Here is a 21,737-nt window from a genome sequence, read left to right as displayed (position 1 = left end):
GTGGCGGGTGAGCGAAGACTAAGTCATGCCACTGACAAAAAGGAGAGGGCCCCCGACACCAGCGTCCGCACCCCGGTCGGCACGGTGGCCAGGTCGGGCGCGAAGTGCGGGCTGTGGTTGCTCGGCACCGACTCCGACCGCCCCAGCAGGTCGTCCCCCGGCGCCGCGTCCCAGGCCGCGGGCGGGGTGCTCGTCACGAACCAGTAGGAGTACGGCACCTTGCCGTCGGCGAGGTGCGAGAAGTCCTCGCTGCCCATCGCCGGGCCCGGGTCGAACACGGCGTCGGCGCCGAACTCCGCGCGGTGCGCGGCGGCGACCCGCCGGTCCGTCTCCCCGTCGTTGACGGTCACCGGGAAGGAACTCCCCACCGTCACGTCCGGCTCGCGCGGACACCCCGCGGCCAGGCACTCCCCGGCCGCCATCCGCCGGATCGCGGCGATCATCCGGTCCCGTACGCCCTCCGACTGCGTGCGCAGGTTCAGCGACATCCGGGCCGTGGCGGGGATGACATTCGCGGCCGTCCCCGCCTCGATCCGCCCCACGGTCAGTACGGCCTGCTCCCGCGCGGCCAGCTCCCGGCTGACGATCGTCTGCAACCGCGTGACGAGGAAGGCGGCCGTCACCACGGGATCCACGGTCGTCTCGGGCCGCGAGCCGTGCCCGCCCCGCCCGTACACCGTGATCTCGACATCCGTCGTCGCCGACATGATCAGCCCCGGCACATGGGCGACGCGCCCCACCGGCCCCGGTGCCACGTGCTGTCCGAGCAGGACGTCCGGCCGGGGGAACCGGTCGTAGAGCCCGTCCGCCACCATGGCCGCCGCGCCGCCGCCGACCTCCTCGGCGGGCTGCCCCACCGCCAGCAGCGTCCCCGACCAGTCGGCCCGCCGGGCGGCCAGCTCCTCGGCGGCGCCCACCAGCCACGTGACGTGCATGTCGTGCCCGCACGCGTGCATGACGCCGGGCACGGTCGAGGCGTACGGCAGCCCGGTCTCCTCCTGCACCGGCAGCGCGTCCATGTCGGCCCTCAGCAGGACGGTCGGCCCGTCACCGTTGCGCAGCATCCCGACGACTCCGGTACGGCCGATGCCTTCCGTGGTCTCGAACCCCGCGGCCGTCAGCCGCGCCGCGAGCCGGGTGGCCGTGCGGTGTTCCTGGAAGGAGAGTTCGGGGTGCTGGTGCAGATCGCGGTAGAAGTCCTCAAGGTCGGAGGTCATGCGGTCAGGGTATTTGGAGATTTCCCGCACGGCACTGTAGTGGCGTCGTTACTCTCGGCTACATGGTGCACATTCGCGAACTGGATCCGAGTGCCTCCCCACTGGACTATTTCGGCTACGAGTTGCGCAGGAAGCGGGAGGAGGCGGGGCTGACCCAGAAGGAACTCGGCGACGTCATCTTCTGCACGGGTTCGTTGATCGGCCAGATCGAGACGACGCTGAAGGTGCCGACGAGGGAGTTCGCGGAACGGGCGGACGCGGCGCTGATGACGGACGGCCACTTTTCGCGCCTGATCGGCCTGGTCCTACGGTGCCAATTGCCGAGCTGGTTCCAGCCGTACGCGGAGATGGAGGCGAAGGCGACGTACATCAGCACGTACCAGGCGCAGATGGTGTACGGCCTTCTCCAGACCAAGGCCTACGCGCGTGCCGTGCTGGCCACCGGCATGCCGGAGAAGCTCGACGAGCTGGTCGGCGCGAGGCTGGAGCGGCAGCGCCTCCTGGCACGTGAACAGCCGCCGCTGGCCTGGGTGATTCTGGACGAGGCGGCACTGCGCAGGCCGATCGGCAGCCGCGAGATCATGCGTGAACAGCTCGGCCATCTCCTCAGCTTCCGCGAGTGCCGGGGGGTGCGCATCCAGGTGCTGCCGTTCGAGGCGGGTGCACACGCCAGCCTGATCGGCTCGTTCAACACCCTGCGCTTCGGCGATCATCCGGACATCGTGTACACCGAGGACCTGATCTCCGGGCACATGACAGCCAACCCCACCACTGTGAAGGACGCGACCCTTCGTTACGCTCATTTGCAGGCGTCCGCTCTCTCCGTGGAGGAGTCGGCGGCACTGATCACTCGCGTGATGGAGGAGCAGTATGGACCTGGACCCGAAGTGCACGCGGTGGCGTAAGTCCTCGTACAGCGGCAACACCGGCGGTGATTGCGTCGAGGTCGCCGACCTCGCCCCCCACATAGCCGTCCGAGACTCCAAGAACCCCGCCGCCGGAATGCTCGCCCTCTCCCCCGCGTCCTACTCCGCGTTCATCAGGCACGTCGCCCTGGGGTCCTGAACCGTCTCCGTCGCCCTCGCCGGGCCCGCGTTCGCTGCCAGGATCAGCGCGGCCACCGCCACCACCGCGGCGGCGATTCCTCGGACATAACGCTCGGCTGTGCTGGTGCGGTCGAGCACGGCTACCTCGCAACCGGTGTATTGACGCGATGTATTAAGCGGGCTCGGTAATCAGGCTTAATTCCCGGTTTAACCTAGGGGCTGTCGGAGTCGAACGGCAAGAGGCACCAGGGGAGTTGGGCGATGTCGGAGCGCGACGACCCGTTGACCATCGGGCGCAGGGTGCAGGCGTGGCGGTTCGAGCGTGGCCTGACGCAGAAACAGCTGGCCGAGCCCGCCTACACACCCGCCTACATCTCCACCCTGGAGGCCGGTCGGGTCCGGGCCTCCGACGAGGCGCTCCGGCACATCGCCGAACGGCTCGGCGTGGCGTACGACGAGCTGATCACCGGCCGTTCGGCCCGGCTCGCGACCGAGTTGCGGCTCCAACTCACGGGGGCGCAGAAGACGTTGGCGACCGGCGCCACCGAGGCCGCGGCGGAGGGGTTCACCGCGGTCCTCGCGGAGGCCGACACCCATGGGCTCGTCGAGGAGCGGGTCGCCGCTCTGCTGGGCCTCGGGGAGTGCGGGATCGACACCGGGGATTTGGACGCCGCCCTGCGCTCCTTCGAACAGGCCGAGGCGGCCCTCGCGGGACAGCCGCTGCCCGTACGGGTCCCGGCTCTGCGGGGACGGGCCGTCGCCCACTACCTGGCCGGTGAACTCCGTTACGCCGTATACCTGTTGGAGTCCACCCTCGACGAGCTGAACCGCGGCGGGCTGCACGATCCGGACGCGCTGCTGCTGCTCTACGCGAGTGTCATCGGCCCGTACATGGACCTGGGCGCCCACGCCCGTGCCGCCCAGGCCGCCGAGCTGGCCCTCGCACTCGCCCCGCAGGCGGGAGACCCGGCGCTGGTGGCCCGGATGCACCGGTCCGTCGCCCGCACGCTGCTCGCCGAGGGCCGGATCGCCGAGGCCGACGCCTCCCTGGCGAAGGCCGCCGAGCTGTACCGGGGCCTTCAGATCCGTACCGAACTGGCCCACTGCCACTGGATGCGCGGGTACGTCAGCGCGCAGAACGGCGAGCTGGACCGAGCCGAGGCCGAGCTGCGGGAGGCCCGCGCCATGCTCTCCGCCAAGCGGGCCGCCCTCTACACCAGCCAGGTCGCCGTCGAACTGGCCGACGTGCTGCACCGGCGCGGCAAGTCCGAGGAGGCCGCCGCCCTCCTGCACGAGGTGCTGTCCGACCTCAGCCCCGAACGCGGCGCCCTGCACTCCGCCGCCGCCCACCGCCTGCTCGGCATCATCGCCGAGGACGCCCGGGACACCGAGGCCGCCGAGGAGCACTACGTCCGCGCCCTGAGCCTGCTGGAGCGGGCCGGCGCCGCCGGTGACCTGGCCGACCTGTGCCGGCTGCTGGGCGATCTGCTGCGCCGTACGGGGAGGGTCGAGGCCGCCCTCGACGCGTACCGGACGGGCCTGGGCCACCGTACGGCCCCCGGCACCACCACCCTCGGACCCGCACCCGCACAGCCCCCGCTGTGATCATCCACAGCCTGTGCGGTTAGCTTCTCGCCGAGCACATCGAGAACCGGGACAGGCGCGTGGCGAATCAACGGACAGTGGTCTACTGCGGCCTGCGCGCCCTCGTGTACCTGGTGCTCGGCGGTGCCGCGCTGCTCGCCGTGGCGACGGTCGCGGCCGTGCTCGGGCCGGTCCTCGCGCTCGACCTCTACACGCCGCCCGTGGCCGCCTGGTGGACGGTGTTCACCGCCATCGCCGTACAGGCCGTGCCCTTCCTGCTGCTCGGCACGGTCGTGTCGGCGGCGATCGGCGCCTTCGTGCCGCAGCGGGTGTTCACCAAGCTCCTCCCGCGCAATCCGGCGCTCGCCGTGCCGGTGGCCGGAGCGGCCGGGGTCGTCCTGCCGGGGTGCGAGTGCGCGTCCGTGCCGGTGGCCGACAGCCTGATGCGGCGGGGCGTGGCCCCGGCGGCGGCGCTCGCCTTCCTGCTCTCCGCGCCCGCGATCAATCCGGTGGTGCTGATCGCCACCTCCGTCGCCTTCCCCGGGCAGCCCGAGATGGTGCTCGGGCGGTTGCTCGCCTCGCTGGTCACGGCGGTCGTGATGGGCTGGCTGTGGGTCCGGTTCGGCCGCGAGGAGTGGCTGCGGCGGCCCGCGCGCCACGCCCCCGACTCCGCCACCGGACTGCGCGCCTTCACCGCCGGGCTCCAGCACGACTTCCTGCACGCGGGCGGCTTCCTGGTGGTGGGCGCGGCAGCGGCGGCCACCTTCGACATCGTCGTACCGCGCTCCCTGCTCGACGTCCCCGGCTGGGCGTCCGTGCTGCTCCTCGCCCTGCTCGCCGTGGTGCTGTGCGTGTGCAGCGAGGCGGACGCCTTCGTGGCCGCGTCGCTCAGCGGCTTCTCGCCGACCGCGCGGCTCGCGTTCATGGTGGTGGGGCCGATGGTCGACCTGAAGCTGATCGCCCTGCAGACCGGCACCTTCGGGCGGGCCTTCGCGGTCCGGTTCTCGGCGGCGACCTGGGTGGTCGCGGTGATCTCCAGCGTGCTGGTGGGGTGGTGGCTGCTGTGAGGCGGTACGGACCCGCTGTCCTCTTGCTGCTCGTCGGGGGCGCGATCCTGCGGATCTCGCTCTTCAGCGAGCTGTATCTGCGCTATGTGCAGCCCGGGTTGCGGCCGTATCTGGTCGTGTCGGGGGCGGTGCTGGTGGTGCTGGGGCTGGTGGCGGCGCTGGGGAGCCGGGGCGGTCACGGCCACAACCCCCGGGTGGCCTGGCTGCTCACCCTGCCTGCTCTCGCCCTGCTCCTGTTCCCGCCGCCCGCGCTCGGCTCCTACAGCGCCGAACGGGAGGCCGCAGAGCGGGCGGCCCAGGGTGTCGGCACCTTCCCGGCGCTGCCCGCCGCGGACCCGGTGGAGCTGACGCTCGGGGAGTTCACCTCCCGGGCGATCTACGACAGCGAGCGCTCGCTGAAGGGCCGCACGGTCCGGATGACCGGGTTCGTCACGCACGACGCCGACGGGAGCTGGTACGTCACCCGGCTGCTGGTCTCCTGCTGTGCCGCCGACGCCACGACCGCCAAGGTCGAGGTCCGGGGCGCGGACGCCCCGCCCGACGACACCTGGGTCACGGTCACCGGCACCTGGCACCCCGAGGGCACGCTCGGCTCCGACGAAGCCTGGCCGCCGGTCCTCGACGCGGAGTCGGTGCGGAGCGTGGGGGAGCCGGCGAATCCGTACGAGAAGCGGTGAGGGCTCGGTGGAGGGCGGTTTCGCTCCCTGGGGCACGGGTAGTCGGGCGGTCCGGGGCACGGAGGCTTTGCGGAGCGGTGCGACCCGGTGAACCTGAGCACCACGCTGAAGGTGTGAGGAGGCGGGTGATGTGCGGCCCGGGGACGACCACCGTGGTGCCGCCGACGGTCCGGGTACGGGTCCCGGTGATATCCCGCGCCGGCTGTGCGCTGTCGCGGTCGAACTGCTGCCGGTGACCGGGGCGAGCGTCTCGCTGCACGACGACGACATGCCGGTCCAGCTGTGTGCGAGCGACGCGCGGGCCGCGTACGCCACGGACATCCAGGCCACGTTGGGCGACGGGCCCTGTCAGAGCGCGGCGCGCAGCGGACGGCCCGTGCTCGCCTGCGACCTCACGGAGGGGCGGGACGCGGAACGCTGGCCGGTCTTCGCCGAGGAGGCCGCGGAGATCGGGGTGCGGGCGACGTACTCGCTGCCGCTCGGCGACGACGTGGTGTGCGTGGGCACGCTCGACCTCTACCGGGACACTCCGGGTGAGCTGACCGCCGACGAGCTGCGGACGGCACGGGCGCTGGCCGGTGCGCTGACGATCGCGCTGACGGAACTGACCCGCGGGGTCGGGGACGCGGCGCTGGACCGGTCCGGCTGGCTGGGCGGCCTGGCCGCCGACCAGGACACCGTCTACCAGGCCATCGGCATGATCATGGCCCAGCTCGGCGTCGGCGCGCACGAGGCGCTGGCCCTCCTCCGCGCCCGCGCCTTCGCCCAGGGCCGCACGGCGGCCGAGGTCGCGCGGGACGTGGTGGGGCACCGGCTGCGGATCTCGGGGCCCTGACGCGCCCGGGGGTCCACACGAAGGCGGGAGTTCAGGAGGGGCGCTCGGCCGCCGCGGCGCCGATCTGGCGGGCCGTGGAGTGATCGCGCCCGCGACTCCAATCCGCCCGCCGCGATGAAGCCGCCTGCGACGAGCAGGGGACCTCGCGGTCCGAGGCGGCCCCCGAGGGCACCGGACGCACGGGGATCGGGCGGTGATCCGGACCCAATGATTCCCTGTGTGGCGAAATGGTGTGGAGGCGTGAACTCCGGGTGCGTTCCCGCAGGTTGACAGGGCATCCGGGCGCGACCACCATGGGCCACGCGCTGTGGCACATGTGACCACTGAGCCCAGTGCTTCTTCGACCACCACCCCGGCCCGGCACGGCCCCGCCGTCGCTGCGCGCTGCCCGCCTGCCGTCGCCCGGGTTCTGCTCACGTCAAGATGGGGAACCGCATGTCCATAGCGAGACGTGTCATCGCGCGACGCCTGCTGGGGACGGGCGCCGCGTCGCTCGCCCTGTGCGCCGCCACCGTCGCCGCCGCCTCCGGCGCCCACGCCACCGGTACGCCGGGCGGCGACGGCTGGAAGTCGGGCGGCCAGTACCAGCCGGGCACCGGGGCCGGCACCGAGACCGCCACCGACCGGTGCCAGTTCTCGCTCGACGGCACGACCTTCCAGGACTCCGTCAAGGTCGACGACCAGAGCCTGAAGGTCACCGACGACGGCAAGGTCCACGTCACCGTCCGCGCCGCCGCCGACGCCACGACCTGCACCGCCTCGCTCGCCTCCTACCTGGCCCACGGCCCGACCTTCGCCACCTCCGGCGAGCAGGTCTTCGTCGACTTCGACACGGTCACGGTCAAGCCCGGCCAGACGGACACGCTCGACATCGCGGTGCCGGACGCCGGCTGCTTCGCGCAGATCGACCTCTACCGCGGCGCGGTGAAGTTCGACGGCAAGCTCGACGCCGACGACGGCTTCGAGCACGGTGAGGTGCCCATCGGACCGGACCGTCCGGTCATCAAGGACAAGCTGATCGCGGCCTGGAACGGCGGCACGAAGGACTGCACGACCGTCCCCGAGTCGACGCCCCCGGCCACGCCGAGCCCCTCCACGCCCGCCGAGTCCGTCCCGGCCTCGGAGCCCCCGGCGAGCGAGACCCCGGCCACGGAGCCGCCCTCGGAGTCCGCCCCGACCCCGACCCCGGCCTCCACCACTCCGCCGGCCCCCACCCCGAACGGCGGAGGCGGCGACGACCTCGCGGAGACCGGCGCCGACAGCAGCACCCTGCCGATCACCATCGGCGCGGCCGTGCTCCTCGGCGGCGGCGCCGCGATCGTGCTGGCCACCCGCAAGCGGCGCTCGACTCGTGCGTAGCGTGCGGTAGTTCGCGGCGGTAGTTCGCGGCGGTGGACCGCGGTGAAAGGGCGGGCCCCGGCCCGCCCTTCTCCGTTTCCGGCGGCTAGGCTCGCGGGCATGGCCCTGATCATCACGGACGTGGACCGCTTCGAGGCCGCCCGGCCCCGGCTGGAGGCCATCGCCTACCGGCTGCTCGGCTCGGCGAGCGAGGCGGAGGACGCCGTGCAGGAGACGTATCTGCGCTGGCAGGCGGCCGACGTCGAGCGGATCGAGGTGCCCGAGGCCTGGCTGACCAAGGTCCTCACCAACTTCTGCCTCAACCAGCTCACTTCGGCCCGCGCCCGCCGTGAGACCTACGTGGGCCAGTGGCTCCCCGAGCCGCTGCTCGCCGGGGACCGGATGCTCGGCCCCGCCGACACGGCCGAACAGCGCGAGTCGGTGTCGTACGCCGTCCTCGTCCTGCTGGAGCGGCTGTCGCCGGGCGAGCGGGCGGTGTACGTGTTGCGGGAGGCCTTCGACTACCCGCACCGGGAGATCGCCGAGATCCTGGAGATCTCCGAGGCCGCCAGCCAGCAGACCTACCACCGGGCCAAGAAGCACGTGGCCGCCGGGAAGGCGCGCACCGAGATCGACGAGGCCGCCGCCCGCGCCGTCGTCGAGGAGTTCCTGGCCGCGGCGACCAGCGGCCGCACCGAACCGCTGGTCCGGCTGCTCACCGAGGGCGCCGTCGCGGTCGGCGACGGCGGCGGCAAGATCCCGGCACGCGCGAGGGCGGTCGAGGGCGCGCAGGCGGTCGCCGCGTTCCTGCGCGGCCTGTTCAAGCCCACCGAGGCCAAGCGGGCCGTCGTCGGCGGCACGTCCGAGATCTACGCCACGACCGCCAACGGCGAACCCGCCTTCGTGGCGGTGGTGGACGGCCGGGTCGTCGCCATCACCTGCCTGGAGGTCACGGCGGAGGGCATCGTGGCGGTCCGCAGCCAGGTCAACCCGGACAAGCTCGTCCGGGCTACCGAGCAGTGGGCCGCCGCGGACCACGAGGGCGCCCTGCTGTGCACCATCTGACCCCCGCCCTCCCCATGTGACGCAGGCCACACCCTGCTCCTGTCAGGAAACGCCGGGCTGCCCGGTTCAAGGGACGACACCGCGCAGCACGCAGCGGCGGATCCCGCGCAGACAGGAGCAGGCCCATGCAGCACCGCATCGTCGTCCTCGGAGCCGGCTACACCGGAGCCGTCGTGGCCGGCCGCCTCGCCCGGCGGCTGCGCCGCGAGGACGTCACCATCACCCTCGTCAACGCCGAGCCCGACTTCGTCGAGCGCGTCCGGATGCACCAGCTCGCGACCGGCCAGGACCTCAGGCCCCGGCCGCTCGACGAGATGTTCGCGGGCACGGGCGTGGAACTGAAGCTCGCCCGGGTCGCCTCGGTGGACGTCGACCGCAGGACGGTCGCGGTCGACACCGGGGAGACCCTGGCGTACGACTCCCTCGTCTACGCCCTCGGCAGTGCCTGGAACGACCAGGCCGTCCCCGGCGTCCGCGAGCACGCCCACGAGATCGCGAGCCGCCCGGGCGCCCTCCGCCTGCGCGAGCGCCTGGCCGCGCTGGGCGCCGGACAGTCGGTGGTCGTGGTCGGCGGCGGCCTGACCGGGCTCGAGGCGGCGACCGAGATCGCCGAGGCCCGCCCGGACCTCGACGTCGCCCTCGCCGCCCGCGGCGCCCTCGGCGACTGGCTCTCCGCGAAGGGCCGCGCCCACCTGCGGACGGTGACGGACCGGCTCGGCATCACGGTCCACGAGCACGCGGCGGTCACCGCCGTGTCGGCGGACGCGGTGACGACGGCGGACGGCCGGGAGGTGCCCGCCGACGTCACCGTCTGGACCACCGGCTTCGCCGTCCACCCGATCGCCCGTGCCACCACCCTGGAGGTCACCGACCACGGCCGGATCGTGGTCGACGCCACCATGCGCTCGGTCTCCCACCCGGACGTGTACGCCGTGGGCGACGCGGCGCTGGCCATGGGCCCCGGCGACAAGCCGCTGCGCATGTCCTGCGCCTCGGGCGTCCCGATGGCCTGGCAGGCCGCCGACGCCCTCGCCGCCCGCCTCACCGGCACCAAGGTTCCGAGCGGCTCCATCCGCTACTACCAGCAGTGCGTCTCGCTCGGCCGCAAGGAGGGCCTGATCCAGTTCGTCACCGCCGACGACCAGACGGTCGAGCGCGCCCTGACGGGCCGACTGGCCGCCCGCTACAAGGAGCTGATCTGCAAGGGCGCGGCCTGGGGCGTGGCCAACCCGACCGCGGGCCTGCCGACCCGGCGCCGCCGGGTCGTGGCGCGGGAGGCCGGGACCCGGGAGCAGGTGGACGCGGTGGCCTAGGGCTGCCCTAGTCGCCCTCCACCGCCGACAGCCACAGCTTCACGAAGCGCTCGACGTCGACGTCCAACGCCACGTCCACCAGATGCAGTTCGCGCTCGCCGTGGTGGATCTCCGCCTCCCCGGGCCGGGCTCGCCGGTCGACGACCGTCTGGCCCCGGGTGGGGCCGGGGGCGAGGGAGACCTCGACCGGGAGGAGGCGGGTGGTGATGCCGCCGGGGTCGACGACCGCGCAGACCGCGCCCGCGTCGCCGAGCCCGCCGGACGGGTCGTCGCCGTCGGGGTCGGGCGCGGAGGGCCGGTGGGCGAGGAGTTCACCGGCCAGCCGCACCCGCGGCTCCGAACTCGCCCGCAGCCGCTGCACGTCCGCCGCCGGGACCAGCACCCGCTGGAACACGTCGAGGCCGTACATCGTGATCGGCACCCCGGCGGTGAGCAGGACCGCGGCGGCCTCGGGGTCGTGCCAGACGTTGAACTCGGCCACCGGAGTGGCGTTCCCGGTCTCTACCGCCCCGCCCATGAACACGATCCGCTCGATGTTGCGGACCACCTCGGGGTGCGTCCGCAGCAGCAGCGCGATGTTCGTCAGCGGCGCGGTCGGGATCAGGGTGACCGGCCGCGGCGAGGCCAGGATCTCGCGGCGCAGCAGCGTCACCGCGTCCACGTCCACCGGGCGCCGGGTCGGCGCGGGCAGCCCCAGATCGCCCATCCCGTCCCGCCCGTGGACATGGGAGGCGGTGCGCACCGGCTCGATCAGCGGCCGCTCGGCACCCCGGGCGACCGGGATGTCCCCGGCCCCCGCCACCTCCAGCACGGTGAGCGTGTTGCGGACGACGCCCTCGACATCGGTGTTCCCGGCCACACAGGTCACCGCGCGCACGTCGAGACCGGGATGCCGTACGGCGAACAGCAGGGCCAGGGCGTCGTCGACGCCGGTGTCGCAGTCGATGATCACCGGAATGGGCTGACCGCTCACGAACACTCCTCGAACGTCGCGTCGTCTCTACGGGACCGACCTTACGCAGCCGCCCACAGTTCGGCCCCACGAGCCCGCACGCCCGCGCCGATCCGGGTCCATCGACTTTCCACCAGGTCCACCGACTTTCCACCGGGGCGGTCCGCTCACCCGGACGGACCGGCGCGCTGGTGGACGGGCGTGGGCGGTGGTGCCTTGGGAGGACGCAGGTTCGATCATGAGCGCTCTCGCAGGAGGTCTCCCGATGCCCCGACCCCCGGTTCGTCTCCTCACCGCCCCGGCGCTCGCCCTGGGCGTCCTGCTGACGGCGACCGCCTGCGGCGCGGGCGACACGGGAGCGGCGGCCAAGTCCTCTTCCTCGGCCTCGTCCTCCCCTTCCCCGGCACGGACCGGCACCGCCCCCAGCACCGCCCCCTCGCCGGCCGCCGCTCCGGCGCTCACCGAGGCCCAGGCCCAGGCGGCCCTGATCACCGAGGCCGATCTCGGCGAACCCTGGTCGGCCACCCAGGGCGCCGCCACCTGGCGGGACGGCATGCTCAAGGCGAGCACGGAGAAGCCGGACTGCCGGCGGCTGCTCGACATGCTCTACACCGAGGAGTTCTTCGGCCCGGACGCCCGGACACGCGCGGTGACCGGCCTCGACGACGACTGGGACGGGGCGCAGATGCGCTACCAGGTGGTGGCCCACCCGCCGAAGGAGGTGGACCGCACACTGGACTGGCTGCGGTCGCTGCCGGACAAGTGCGGTGAGTTCACGGCGGTGACGGCGACCGGGAAGCCGGAGCGCGCCGCGGTCTGGGAGACGGAACTGCCGGAGGTGGGGGACGCCCGCCAGGGCCTGCGCATCGCGGTGTCCGACGGCGAGGAGAACACGCTCACCGTGGACCTGGCCGCGGTCCGGGTCGGCGCCGACGCCATCGTCCTCACCAACGGCGGCCTCGGCGACGTACCGGCCGAATGGACCTGGGCGGCCACGGAACTGGGGGCCCACCGGGTGGCGGAGGTGCGCAAGCAGGGGCGCGCGCAGGTGTGAGGGGCGCGGGGGCGGGAGACGAGAGCGCTCGGTAGTTCCGCGTTCACCCACCCGGCATTCTGGACAGGTTCTCCTTTGTCGTCCCGGTTCGTATGGCAGATCCGTATCGCAGAGGAGCCCGCGTGACCGCTCGCCCCACCGCGCCCGACCTCTCCAGCAAGGACCCGAACTGGTGGCGGCAGGCCGTCGTCTACCAGGTCTATCCCCGCAGCTTCGCCGATGCCGACGGTGACGGGCTCGGGGACGTCCGGGGTGTCACCGAGCGGCTGGGGCACCTGGCCGCGCTGGGCGTCGACGCCCTGTGGCTCAGCCCCTTCTACCCGTCCGAACTGGCCGACGGCGGCTACGACGTCGCCGACTACCGGGACGTCGACCCCCGCCTCGGCACCCTCGACGACTTCGACGCCATGGTGGCCGAGGCCCACCGCCTCGGGCTCAAGGTCATGGTCGACATCGTGCCCAACCACACCTCCCATCGGCATGTCTGGTTCCAGGAGGCCCTCGCGGCCGGGCCGGGTTCGGCGGCCCGGGAGCGGTACGTGTTCCGGGACGGGCGCGGGACGCACGGTGAACTCCCGCCCACCGACTGGCAGTCCGTGTTCGGCGGCAGCGCCTGGCGGCGGGTGCCCGACGGGCAGTGGTACCTGCACCTGTTCGCACCCGAGCAGCCCGACCTGAACTGGGCCCACGACGAGGTCCGCGCCGACTTCCGCACCACCCTGCGCTTTTGGGCCGACCGAGGCGTGGACGGCTTCCGCGTGGACGTTGCCCACGCCCTGGCCAAGGACCTCGACGAACCGCTGCGCGACCTGGGCGAACCGGAGTTGAGCGGGGAGGACGCCCTGGTCGGCATGGCCCCCGGCACGCACCCCTTCTACGACCGCGACGAGGTCCACGAGATCTACCGCGACTGGCGCGAGATCCTCGACTCCTACTCCCCGCCCCGCATGGCCGTCGCCGAGGCCTGGGTCCCGGGCGCCCGCCGGGTCCTCTACGCCCGCCCCGACGAGCTGGGCCAGGCCTTCAACTTCGAGTACCTGCAAGCCCATTGGGACGCCGAGCAGCTGAGGTCCGTCATCAGTGACTCCCTCACCCAGGCCCATGCCGCCGGTGCCTCCGCGACCTGGGTGCTCTCCAACCACGACGTCGTCCGGCACGCGTCCCGGCTGCTGCTGCCGCCGGGGACGGACGAGAACGCCTGGCTGCTCTCCGGCGGTCGCGCTCCCTCCGTGGACCGGGAGGCGGGGCTGCGGCGGGCCCGGGCCGCGACGCTGCTGATGCTGGCGCTGCCCGGCTCCTCGTACGTCTACCAGGGCGAGGAGCTCGGCCTTCCCGAGGTCGCCGACCTGCCCGTACAGGTGCTCCAGGACCCGATCTGGGAACAGACGGGACGGGTGCGCAAGGGGCGTGACGGCTGCCGGGTGCCGCTGCCGTGGACGGTGGGCGGCCCCTCGTACGGCTTCGGCGTGGGCGGGGCGTGGCTGCCCCAGCCGGACTGGTTCGGCGGCCTGTCCGTCGAGGCCCAGGACGGGGTCGAGGGGTCCACGCTGGAGCTGTACCGCCGCGCGCTGCGGCTGCGCCGGAAGCTGCTGGAGGGGGAGACCCTGACCTGGGCCGACGACGCGCCGGAGGGCGTCCTGCACTTCATCCGCTCGGACGGCTGGCGGTGCGTGGCCAACCTGTCCGGCGGTCCGGTGGCACTTCCTGCCGGTGAAGTGGTCATCAGCAGCGCGCCGTTGGCGTCGGACGGCCGGCTCGCGCCGGACACGACCGTGTGGCTCACCTGAGCCGTACGGCCGAACCGGGGGCGTCCCGGGAGCGGGGGGCCGGAAGAATCGCGGGTGGGTGTTCGAACCCCTGTGTCCGGGAGGCGCTGTGCCGGTGATGAGGTGGATCGGAGGGGGCCTTGCCCTCTGTGGGCTCGTTCTGGTGCTCTCGGGGACGGCCTCGGCCCGGCACGAAGGCGAGTTGTGGGGCGCCGCCGTCATCGAGCCGGGGCGGGAGGGGGTCGTCGAGGTCGCCGGGTACGAGGGACCGGGGCTCGGCGACGGGTCCACGCTCACCCTGGTGGCCCCTCGGTCCGCCCGCGTCACCGGCACGCCCCTCGCCGCCGACGGGTACCGCGGTGCCGTTCTGGACGGCGGGCGCGGTGGGTCGTACACCTTTGCCGGGGGCGCCGAGAAGCAGTCGTGGAGCGGGCGCGGTTTCCCGTTCGTGCTGGCCGTGCCCGCGGACGCCGTGCCCGGCACCCGGCTGAGCGGCTGCGCGCTGGTGCTGGCGGACGCCGAGGACGAGCCGAGGGACCGGGGCGCCTGCGAGGTCACCGTCGGCCTGCCCGCCCCGGCGCTGCTGCGCCCCCCGTCGGGCGTACCGCTCGGCACGCGGCCGGAGTCGTCCGGGACCGCCTACCCCGGCGCGCAGGTCAGCGTGCGGGACGCCCTGGAGAACGAGGTCTGTTCCACGACCACCGCCGCCGACGGCACCTGGTCCTGCGTCCCGGCCCTCCCCCTCACCCCGGGCCCGGGCCTGCTCCAGGCGACGGCCACCCTGAACGGGGTCTCCGCCATGAGCGAGCAGATCGCCGTGACGGTGGACGGGCCGCCACCGGCCGCCATCGGGACGCCTGTCGCGCCGCAGGACGGCATCAACGGGCCCTGAGCCTCATTCCACCAGCGCCATCTCGCGTGCCGTGTTGTTCAGGCGCCTGCCGCCGTCCTCCGTGCACGTCACGATGTCCTCGATCCGGACCCCGAACCGGCCCGGCAGGTAGACCCCCGGCTCGATCGAGAAGCACATCCCCGGGACCAGCGGCAGTTCCTCGCCCGCCACCATGTACGGCGGCTCGTGCGTCGTCACGCCGATGCCGTGGCCCGTGCGGTGCACGAAGTACTCGCCGTACCCGGCGGTCTCGATCACCGTCCGGGCCATCCGGTCGATCTCCTGGCAGGCCACTCCGGGGCGCACCGCCTCGAAGGCCGCCTGCTGGGCCGTCCGCACGAGGTCGTGGACCCGGCGTTCCTCGTCCGTGGGGGTGCCGACGTGGACCGTGCGGGTGGTGTCGGAGCCGTAGCCGTTCAGCAGGCCGCCGAAGTCCAGGACGACCATGTCACCCCGCTGGATGACCCGGGCGCCGGCCTCGTGGTGCGGGTCGGCGCCGTTCGGGCCGGATCCGACCACCGTGAAGTCGACCTGGGAGTGCCCGTGCTCGCGCAGGAGACGGGCCAGGTCGGCGGCCACGTCCCGCTCGCGGCGGCCGGAGAAGCGGACGGAGAGGATCTCCTCGTACACGGCGTCCGCCGCCGCGCCCGCCGCCGCGAGCCGGGCCACCTCGTGCTCGTCCTTCACCGCGCGGAGCATCGGCAGCACGGTCGTCAGGGCGCGGTACGTGGTGAGCGGCAGCGCCTCCTGGAGGCCCAGCAGGTGCAGGGCCCAGGTGGAGTCGGAGACGCCGTAGCGGCCTTGCGGGCGCAGCAGGCCGGCCGCCGCCGCGTACGGGTCCTGGCCGTCCCGCCAGTCCGACAGGCGCAGCGCGCCCGCGCCGGGGGCGGCCTCGGCGTCGGGGCGTTCCAGGGCGGGGACCAGCATCCGGGGCTCGGACTCGGGGGTGAGGACGAGCAGGGTGAGCCGCTCGGTGATCGCGGTCGGGCGGTAGCCGCACAGCCAGGCCAGATCGGGTCCCGGGGTGACCAGCAGCCCGGCCAGGCCGGCGGCGACGGCGTCGCGGGTGGCCCGCGCCATGCGCTCGGCGTGATCCTGCTCGGTGAAGGCTCCGGGTGTTTCGGTCATGGGGTGTCGCCTCCCACACAAGGAGCCTATTCGGCTGATTAGGTGATAATTAGGGCATGAGTGCTACGACGGTTGTTCTGGCGGCATCGGGGAGCGACGTGCTCAACGTGACCGCAGCGTTTGTCGGCGGCCTGATCATCGCCGGTGCACTGGTGTGGGCGGTGCAGTTCGGGATGCGGGTCATGGACCGCGAGCTTCCGCACCCCAGCCCCGAGGAGCAGCCGAAGCTGCCGGAGGGCGGGGCGGTGCACGAGGTCAGGGAAATGCGGGAGCCGAACGAGCTGCCGCGGTCGGAGGGCCGCGAGCGGGTACTGCCCCATGAGCTCCACCACGCGGGCAGCAAGACCGGCGAGGACCAGAACCGAAAGCGGTGGCTGCCGGGGTCCAGTGGATCCTTCGGCAGCGGAGGCCTCGGGCACGTCTGAGGTCCGGGTTCCGGTCGGCCCGCGGATCAGGGGCTGCCCCGCCACGGGGGCAGCCCCTTCTCCTGGGGTTACGGCGCTGTGGGCGCGGACGTCTTCGGCTTGCCCGGCGCGGTGGCCAGGGCCCAGATCACGAAGAAGTCCAGCGCGACCATGAGGACCGACCAGACGGGCTGGTAGGGCAGGAACATGAAGTGCGCCACCATGCTGAGCGAGGCCAGGAAGATACCGGTGATCCGCGCCCACCAGTAGCCCTTGAGAATGCCGTAGCCGACGGCCGTGGCGAGGACGCCGAGGCAGAGCAGGATGACGCCCCAGCCGGTGAGGCTGATCTCGTAGACGTAGTCGTTGATCGCCTCGTACACGCCGTCCGTGGCGATGGCGGAGATGCCCTGGAGGATGGCCACGACGCCGTAGACCATCATCAGGACACCGGCGAAGACCATGCCGCCGGTCTGCCAGTCGGTGCCGGTGGGGCCCGCCTGGCCGGGGGCGGGGCCGGCCGCGCGGTGGCCCTCGCCCCACACGGGGGCCTGGGGGTCGTGGGGGAACTTCTGCCCTTCCCCGGTCGGAGGCTGTGTCGCGTGCGGCTGCTGGGTCATGGACCTACTCCGCTTCCTCGTGTGGTCGTTGCGACCACCCTCCGATCGGGCGCACGCCTCCACCACGGGGGCTGAGCCGTCCGGGTGAACCTCCGGCGTGCGGGACGGCGTGCGCGGACCTTCAATGAAGGAACCCGAAGCCCTGACCCCCGCGCACATCTGGAGGCGTCATGCCCCGCTCCCGGCTCCGCTGTCTGACGGCGGTGGCTGCCCTCGCGCTGGCCGGTTCCGCCGTGCTGACCGGCTGCTCCGACGACGACACCCCCTCGAGCGCGGTCAGCGAGGCGGCGTCGGCCGCCCAGTCGCTGGCGTCCGAGGCGGAACGCAGGTTCGGCGACATCAAGGGCGGCGTGAACGCCAAGGACGCGGTCTCCCTGGGCGACCCGGACATCGGCTCCGACGGCCGGGTGAGCGTCGAGGCCACCGCCGAGAACACCACGGACTCCACCAAGTCCTTCGTGGTGCAGATCAACCTCTCCGACCCGAACGGCAATCTCCTGGAACCGGTCGTCGTCACCATCTCGGACGTCCCGGCGAACCAGTCGAAGAAGGCCACCGCCACCGGCAGACGCGACCTGACCGGAGACGTCAGGGCGAACGTGGAGCGCGCGGTGCGCTACTGATCCACCGAGCCGCTGCGCCGCGCGTACGCGCGGGCCGCTCTGGCGCGGTCGCCGCACCGGGTGGAGCACCAGTGGCGGCGGCCGTGCCGGAGCAGGTAGCGGTTGCAGGGCGGGGAGCCGCAGGCCGTGAGGCGGTCGGCGTCGGGGCCGGTCAGCAGGTCGGCGGCGTCGGCGGCGAGCGCGGCCAAGGCGTGCTCGAGGATCTGGTCGGTGGGGTGGACGGGGGCGCGGTGCAGGCCGCGGGTGGCGTCCCAGTGCAGGAGGGACGCCGCCGGGGCGCGGGTCAGCGCGTCGTTCACGGCGGCCAGCGCGCCGGTCGGCGCCGGCGCCCCGTCGAGGCGGGCGGCGAGCAGCGCGCGGACCTGTTCGCGCAGCGACCGCAGCTGCGCCGCGCACATCTCCCGGATCCCGGCGTCGGCGGGGGCGAGCCCGTGCCGCTCCAGCCACTGTCCGGCGCCGTCGGGGGTGCCGAGGAGGTCGATGTAGTGGCCGCCGGGCAGGGCGACGGCGCTGTTGGCGAAGTCGAGCGCCGGGTACTGCTCCGCCCCCGGGGCGGGCGGCGGGGTGCCGCCGTCGACGGCCACGGTCTCAGTCATGGACCTCATGGTACGGCTTGCCCTCATCCATGAGGTGCCGCGACTCTCACGGATCTATTGCGTCCATCCGTGAGAACGGGCTACCTTCTCTCACGGATGACCGACATCCCATCCGTGAGGAGCCCTGTTCCATGCCCACACCCCTGCCCGTACGCGTCCTCGGCGGCCCCACCGCGTTCTTCGAGTACGGCGGACTGCGCTTCCTGACCGACCCGACCTTCGACGCCCCCGGCGAGTACGGCAGCCCGGGCCGCCCGACCCTGCGCAAGAACGCCCCGACCCGGGCCACTCCCGAGGAACTGGGCCGTATCGACGTCGTGCTGCTCTCCCACGACGAGCACGCCGACAACCTCGACCACTCGGGCCGCGCGCTGCTCGCCGAGGTCCCGCTCACCCTGACCACGCCCGGCGGCGGCGGACGCCTCGGCGGCAACGCCAAGGGGATGGCCGACTGGGAGACCCTCGAACTGGACCGCCCGGACGGCGAGGGAAGGGTCACGATCACGGCCGTACCGGCGATCCACGGCCCGGGGCCGAAGGAGGCCGTGGAGCCGGTCACCGGCGAGGTGGTCGGGTTCGTGCTGACGGGCGAGGGCCTGCCGTCGGTGTACGTCAGCGGCGACAACGCCTCGCTGGACGCGGTGAAGGAGATCGCGGACCGCTTCGGCCCGGTCGACACCGCCGTCCTCTTCGCGGGCGCCCCGCGCTTCCCGGTCCTCTTCGCGGGAGCCCCGCTGGTGCTGGACAGTTCACAGGCGGCCGAGGCGGCCCGCCTCCTCGGCGCCCGCCGGGTGGTCCCGGTGCACTACGACAGCTGGGACCACTTCACCGAGGGGCGCGAGGAGCTGGTGAGCGCGTTCACCGAGGCCGGACTCGGTGAACTGCTCGACCTTCACGGCTGAAGCGGCATGCTCCAGCAATTGGAGTGGGCGGACCTGCCGCTCAGCCGGTCCGTCAGCCAGTCGACCGCCTTGCCCTGGTCCGTGAGGAGCGGGGTGAAGTGGTTGAGGAGCGGGCTGCCCGTGTTCGGCAGGATCTCGGCGTCGTAGGTCACGTTCACGCCCTTGGCGCACCACTGCTTCGCCAGCTCGCGGGCCTGGCCGTGCGGGACCAGGTCGTCGCTGACGCCGGTGGCCACCCGGACCGGGGCCGTCGGCCTCAGGGAGCCGATGCGCTGGCTGTTCAGGAAGGACTTCAGGGCGGGCGTGGCGGCGATGATGTCACTGACCGAGCGGCCGTCGCTCGTCCACGCCGTGCTCTTGGCCTTGCCGTACGCGAACAGCGCGTCCCCGACGCACATCGTCGACAGATCGGCCAGCGCCGCCTTGCCCGCCGCGTTCAGGTGGGCGTCCGCGATCGGCCTCAGCGTCGGGTCCGACTGCAGGAAGCCGTTGAGCGACCAGCCGAGGGCGCCCGCCAGTTCGCTGCCGTCGATGGCCCGGGTGACCTCGGTCAGGTCGGCCGGCGGGGCACCGGAGTAGGCGCCCGCGAGGTGGACGTCGGGGGCGTACGACGGCTGCAGCTCGGCCGCCGCCGCGCTCGCTCCGCCGCCCTGGCTGTAGCCGAACAGGCCCACCCGGGACTCGGCGGTCACCGAGGCGCCGGTGACCGCGCGGGCGGCACGGGCGGCGTCGAGCAGGGCGTGCGCCTCGTCGACGCGGTTGACGTAGGTGTGCAGCCGGTCGGTCGTGCCGAGACCCGCGTAGTCGGTGACGACGACGGCCGCGCCCTTGGCGAGGAGGCGGTAGATCGCCAGGTCCTCGTAACCGACGGAGACCGTCTCGCCGTTGAACCGCAGCGGGTGCTCCAAGCCCATCGACGCGGCGCACTGGTCGCCCTGGCCCATCGTGCCGGGGGCGAGCGCGACCAGCGGGCGCGGGCCCTCGCCCCGCCAGGCGGCCGAGGGTTCGATGTAGGCGCCGGTGACGGCCATCGGACGGCCGTTGGAATCGGTCGACTTGTACATGAGCCGGGTCGCCCTGCCCGGCAGGGGGCCGTCCAGGCTCGGCAGGCTCAGGGCCAGCTTGAGCGGTTCGGTGCGGACCAGGGCGCCGTCGGCGGCGGGCAGGGTGGTGGGCGGGGTGTAGAAGGCCGGGATCGTGACGCCTCGGGACACGACCTCGTCGGCCGCCGTGGCGGCGGTGCCGGTGAGGGCCTGGGTGGCGAGACAGGCGGCGGTGATGACGCCCCCGGCCAGGAGCCGTCTGCGTACGGGCATGGCGAACCTCCTGTTGAAGCGGCTGGTCAGGAAGGTGCGGTGGTACGACGGCCCCCGCGCGCGCAGTCGTCCAAAAGCGCGCGGCGGGGGCCGCGGAAAGGCTCGCCAGGAACGTACCTACCGGGGAGTTACCCGCGGTACTGGTCGGTAGGTTACGGTTCAGTAATTTAAATCCTCACGAGATCGTTCTCACGCGAAGAGGAGCCGCCACGTGAGGGGCCCGGGATGCCCGTCGGCGTCCCCGCGCAGCTCCGCCCGCGACTTCTGGAAGTCCCGCACGTTCAGCCGGTCCGCCTCTCCCCACGTCCTGCTGGGCCCGACCTTGTAGTGGTCGCCGAAACCCCGCTCGACCAGCTGCTTCCCGAGCTTGAGGACATGCTCGCTGGAGGCGCCCTCGCGGAAGTGCTTACGCCCGGGGAAGGCCGGCACCCGGGGCCGGGTCCCGGGCTTGGTCTCCGCGGGCTCCTCCGCGTCGTCCCCGAGGTCCAGATCGGCCTTGGCATGCTTCACGAGCCGGGCGAAGTCGATCGCACCGGGGTCGCCGTGCTCGTTCTCCGGCACGTGCATGTGGCCGCACACCCCCTTGAACGCCAGCCACTTCGACCCGGACATGCGCTGGCCGCCGCCGTTGGCGTACGACGACGGATAGGCGGGCCAGGCGCGCGGGCCGGACAGGGGCACGCCGTGTTCCTCGTGCATCCAGGCCAGGAACCGGGCGACGCCGAGCAGTGCCCACTCGGGGGCCTCCGGCCAGTAGACGTGGGAGTTGCCGGCCTTCTTCCACTTGGCGTGTGTCTTGGGGTCGCAGGTGCCGACCAGTTCGACCTGGCAGACGTTCAGGGTGTTGGTGTCGACGCCGCCGCCCAGGTTGACCAGCGCGCGGGAGGAGGTCTCGATGTCGAAGTGCTGGTACCACTTCAGCTTCTTCGCCCCGAGATCCGGCACGGCGGTCAGGTTCGGCGCGGAGGACCCGCCCCCGTAGCCGGGCAGCGAGCGGCCCTCGGTGGTGTGCAGGACGACGACGTTGACCTGCATGGCGTCGCCGCCGAAGTCGTCCTGGTACCAGTTGATCCGGCTCGCGCCCGGATATCTCTGGGGTCCTGTCCTCGTGCTCATGGCCGCTCCCGTGTTCGAAGGGCTGTGCTGCCCAACCAGGAGGCAACCTAGGGGAGTTGAGGGGCGCGCCGGAGGAGGCGCGAGGGATCCACAGGGTGTGGACGGCGTACGCCGGTCACGACCTGGGGCTGATCCGTGCTCGTCCCCGGGAGGGAGCCGCGAACCGGGGCGTACTGCGTTTTCAGTACCGCGCAGTGACGGCAGCCGGACGACGACACAGGGGGTC

Annotated in this window: 22 protein-coding genes; 15 read left to right on the top strand and 7 right to left on the bottom strand. The window is 72.9% G+C overall.

Annotated features, from left to right (window positions below; genetic code table 11):
- Positions 1 to 23 precede the first annotated feature (23 nt).
- Positions 24 to 1,217 carry an amidohydrolase gene (locus tag AC068Z_RS10575; protein WP_478554248.1) on the bottom strand — a complete coding sequence of 398 codons (1,194 nt, stop codon included), beginning with the start codon at positions 1,215 to 1,217 and terminating at the stop codon, positions 24 to 26.
- A 62-nt stretch (positions 1,218 to 1,279) separates the two neighbouring features.
- Between AC068Z_RS10575 and AC068Z_RS10570 the strand changes: the two genes are divergently transcribed.
- The 9 genes from AC068Z_RS10570 to AC068Z_RS10530 all read left to right on the top strand — a co-directional run bounded on the left by AC068Z_RS10570 (position 1,280) and on the right by AC068Z_RS10530 (position 10,142).
- Complete coding sequence (locus AC068Z_RS10570; RefSeq protein WP_478554247.1) at positions 1,280 to 2,122, top strand: helix-turn-helix domain-containing protein; 843 nt, start codon at positions 1,280 to 1,282, stop codon at positions 2,120 to 2,122.
- Positions 2,088 to 2,282, top strand: coding sequence for a DUF397 domain-containing protein (locus AC068Z_RS10565; protein ID WP_478554246.1), 195 nt, complete (start codon positions 2,088 to 2,090; stop codon positions 2,280 to 2,282). Before AC068Z_RS10570 ends, AC068Z_RS10565 begins: the two co-directional genes overlap by 35 nt.
- A 242-nt stretch (positions 2,283 to 2,524) precedes the next feature.
- Positions 2,525 to 3,868 carry a helix-turn-helix domain-containing protein gene (locus AC068Z_RS10560; RefSeq protein ID WP_478554245.1) on the top strand — a complete coding sequence of 448 codons (1,344 nt, stop codon included), beginning with the start codon at positions 2,525 to 2,527 and terminating at the stop codon, positions 3,866 to 3,868.
- 59 nt (positions 3,869 to 3,927) lie between these two features.
- Positions 3,928 to 4,914 (top strand): permease, encoded by a 987-nt coding sequence (locus tag AC068Z_RS10555; protein ID WP_478554244.1) that lies wholly within the window; start codon positions 3,928 to 3,930, stop codon positions 4,912 to 4,914.
- Positions 4,911 to 5,591: a TIGR03943 family putative permease subunit gene (locus AC068Z_RS10550; RefSeq protein ID WP_478554243.1), complete on the top strand. Its 681-nt coding sequence runs from the start codon at positions 4,911 to 4,913 to the stop codon at positions 5,589 to 5,591. The genes AC068Z_RS10555 and AC068Z_RS10550 overlap by 4 nt, the downstream gene beginning before the upstream one ends.
- A gap of 130 nt (positions 5,592 to 5,721) precedes the next feature.
- Positions 5,722 to 6,426, top strand: a complete 705-nt coding sequence (locus AC068Z_RS10545) for a GAF and ANTAR domain-containing protein (protein ID WP_478554242.1) — start codon at positions 5,722 to 5,724, stop codon at positions 6,424 to 6,426.
- Between the two features lie 435 nt (positions 6,427 to 6,861).
- Complete coding sequence (locus AC068Z_RS10540) at positions 6,862 to 7,785, top strand: LAETG motif-containing sortase-dependent surface protein (protein WP_478554241.1); 924 nt, start codon at positions 6,862 to 6,864, stop codon at positions 7,783 to 7,785.
- 99 nt (positions 7,786 to 7,884) lie between these two features.
- Complete coding sequence (locus tag AC068Z_RS10535; protein ID WP_478554240.1) at positions 7,885 to 8,829, top strand: RNA polymerase sigma-70 factor; 945 nt, start codon at positions 7,885 to 7,887, stop codon at positions 8,827 to 8,829.
- 125 nt (positions 8,830 to 8,954) lie between these two features.
- Positions 8,955 to 10,142, top strand: a complete 1,188-nt coding sequence (locus AC068Z_RS10530) for an NAD(P)/FAD-dependent oxidoreductase (protein WP_478554239.1) — start codon at positions 8,955 to 8,957, stop codon at positions 10,140 to 10,142.
- Positions 10,143 to 10,149: 7 nt separating this feature from the next.
- Here AC068Z_RS10530 and AC068Z_RS10525 read toward each other — a convergent pair whose 3' ends face one another.
- The gene (locus AC068Z_RS10525) at positions 10,150 to 11,115 is read right to left on the bottom strand and encodes a nucleoside hydrolase (protein WP_478554238.1); all 966 of its coding nucleotides are present in this window, start codon (positions 11,113 to 11,115) and stop codon (positions 10,150 to 10,152) included.
- A 244-nt stretch (positions 11,116 to 11,359) separates the two neighbouring features.
- On the opposite strand from AC068Z_RS10525, the gene AC068Z_RS10520 reads away from it, so the two are divergent.
- The 3 genes from AC068Z_RS10520 to AC068Z_RS10510 all read left to right on the top strand — a co-directional run bounded on the left by AC068Z_RS10520 (position 11,360) and on the right by AC068Z_RS10510 (position 14,806).
- Positions 11,360 to 12,148, top strand: a complete 789-nt coding sequence (locus tag AC068Z_RS10520) for a hypothetical protein (protein WP_478554237.1) — start codon at positions 11,360 to 11,362, stop codon at positions 12,146 to 12,148.
- A 122-nt stretch (positions 12,149 to 12,270) separates the two neighbouring features.
- On the top strand, positions 12,271 to 13,935 hold the full coding sequence (locus AC068Z_RS10515; RefSeq protein WP_478554236.1) for a glycoside hydrolase family 13 protein: 1,665 nt from the start codon (positions 12,271 to 12,273) through the stop codon (positions 13,933 to 13,935).
- Between the two features lie 142 nt (positions 13,936 to 14,077).
- A complete protein-coding gene (locus AC068Z_RS10510; RefSeq protein ID WP_478554235.1) occupies positions 14,078 to 14,806 on the top strand; it encodes an Ig-like domain-containing protein in 729 nt (242 codons plus the stop codon).
- 3 nt (positions 14,807 to 14,809) lie between these two features.
- On the opposite strand, the gene AC068Z_RS10505 is transcribed toward AC068Z_RS10510, so the two are convergent.
- On the bottom strand, positions 14,810 to 15,934 hold the full coding sequence (locus AC068Z_RS10505) for an aminopeptidase P family protein (protein ID WP_478554234.1): 1,125 nt from the start codon (positions 15,932 to 15,934) through the stop codon (positions 14,810 to 14,812).
- A 56-nt stretch (positions 15,935 to 15,990) separates the two neighbouring features.
- On the opposite strand from AC068Z_RS10505, the gene AC068Z_RS10500 reads away from it, so the two are divergent.
- Positions 15,991 to 16,359, top strand: coding sequence for a DUF6479 family protein (locus tag AC068Z_RS10500; protein WP_478554233.1), 369 nt, complete (start codon positions 15,991 to 15,993; stop codon positions 16,357 to 16,359).
- A 68-nt stretch (positions 16,360 to 16,427) separates the two neighbouring features.
- Here the strand turns inward: AC068Z_RS10500 and AC068Z_RS10495 are convergent, their stop codons facing one another.
- Positions 16,428 to 16,958 (bottom strand): DUF7144 family membrane protein, encoded by a 531-nt coding sequence (locus tag AC068Z_RS10495; RefSeq protein ID WP_478554232.1) that lies wholly within the window; start codon positions 16,956 to 16,958, stop codon positions 16,428 to 16,430.
- 170 nt (positions 16,959 to 17,128) lie between these two features.
- Here AC068Z_RS10495 and AC068Z_RS10490 point away from each other — a divergent pair, with 170 nt between their 5' ends.
- Positions 17,129 to 17,581, top strand: coding sequence for an FxLYD domain-containing protein (locus AC068Z_RS10490; protein WP_478554231.1), 453 nt, complete (start codon positions 17,129 to 17,131; stop codon positions 17,579 to 17,581).
- On the opposite strand, the gene AC068Z_RS10485 is transcribed toward AC068Z_RS10490, so the two are convergent.
- A complete protein-coding gene (locus AC068Z_RS10485) occupies positions 17,575 to 18,186 on the bottom strand; it encodes a CGNR zinc finger domain-containing protein (protein WP_478554230.1) in 612 nt (203 codons plus the stop codon). The two genes, AC068Z_RS10490 and AC068Z_RS10485, sit on opposite strands and share 7 nt — an antisense overlap.
- A gap of 122 nt (positions 18,187 to 18,308) precedes the next feature.
- Here AC068Z_RS10485 and AC068Z_RS10480 point away from each other — a divergent pair, with 122 nt between their 5' ends.
- The gene (locus AC068Z_RS10480) at positions 18,309 to 19,079 is read left to right on the top strand and encodes an MBL fold metallo-hydrolase (protein WP_478554229.1); all 771 of its coding nucleotides are present in this window, start codon (positions 18,309 to 18,311) and stop codon (positions 19,077 to 19,079) included.
- Here the strand turns inward: AC068Z_RS10480 and AC068Z_RS10475 are convergent.
- Together AC068Z_RS10475 and AC068Z_RS10470 are read right to left on the bottom strand one after the other, a co-directional pair.
- Positions 19,070 to 20,395: an alpha/beta fold hydrolase gene (locus AC068Z_RS10475; protein ID WP_478554228.1), complete on the bottom strand. Its 1,326-nt coding sequence runs from the start codon at positions 20,393 to 20,395 to the stop codon at positions 19,070 to 19,072. The two genes, AC068Z_RS10480 and AC068Z_RS10475, sit on opposite strands and share 10 nt — an antisense overlap.
- A gap of 189 nt (positions 20,396 to 20,584) precedes the next feature.
- On the bottom strand, positions 20,585 to 21,511 hold the full coding sequence (locus tag AC068Z_RS10470) for a peptidoglycan-binding protein (RefSeq protein ID WP_478554227.1): 927 nt from the start codon (positions 21,509 to 21,511) through the stop codon (positions 20,585 to 20,587).
- Between the last annotated feature and the right edge of the window lie 226 nt (positions 21,512 to 21,737).

The organism is Streptomyces sp. NPDC043726 (genome assembly GCF_056436565.1).
The sequence above is the reverse complement of the archived record's forward strand: the minus strand, read 5'-3'. Positions and strand labels throughout refer to the sequence as shown.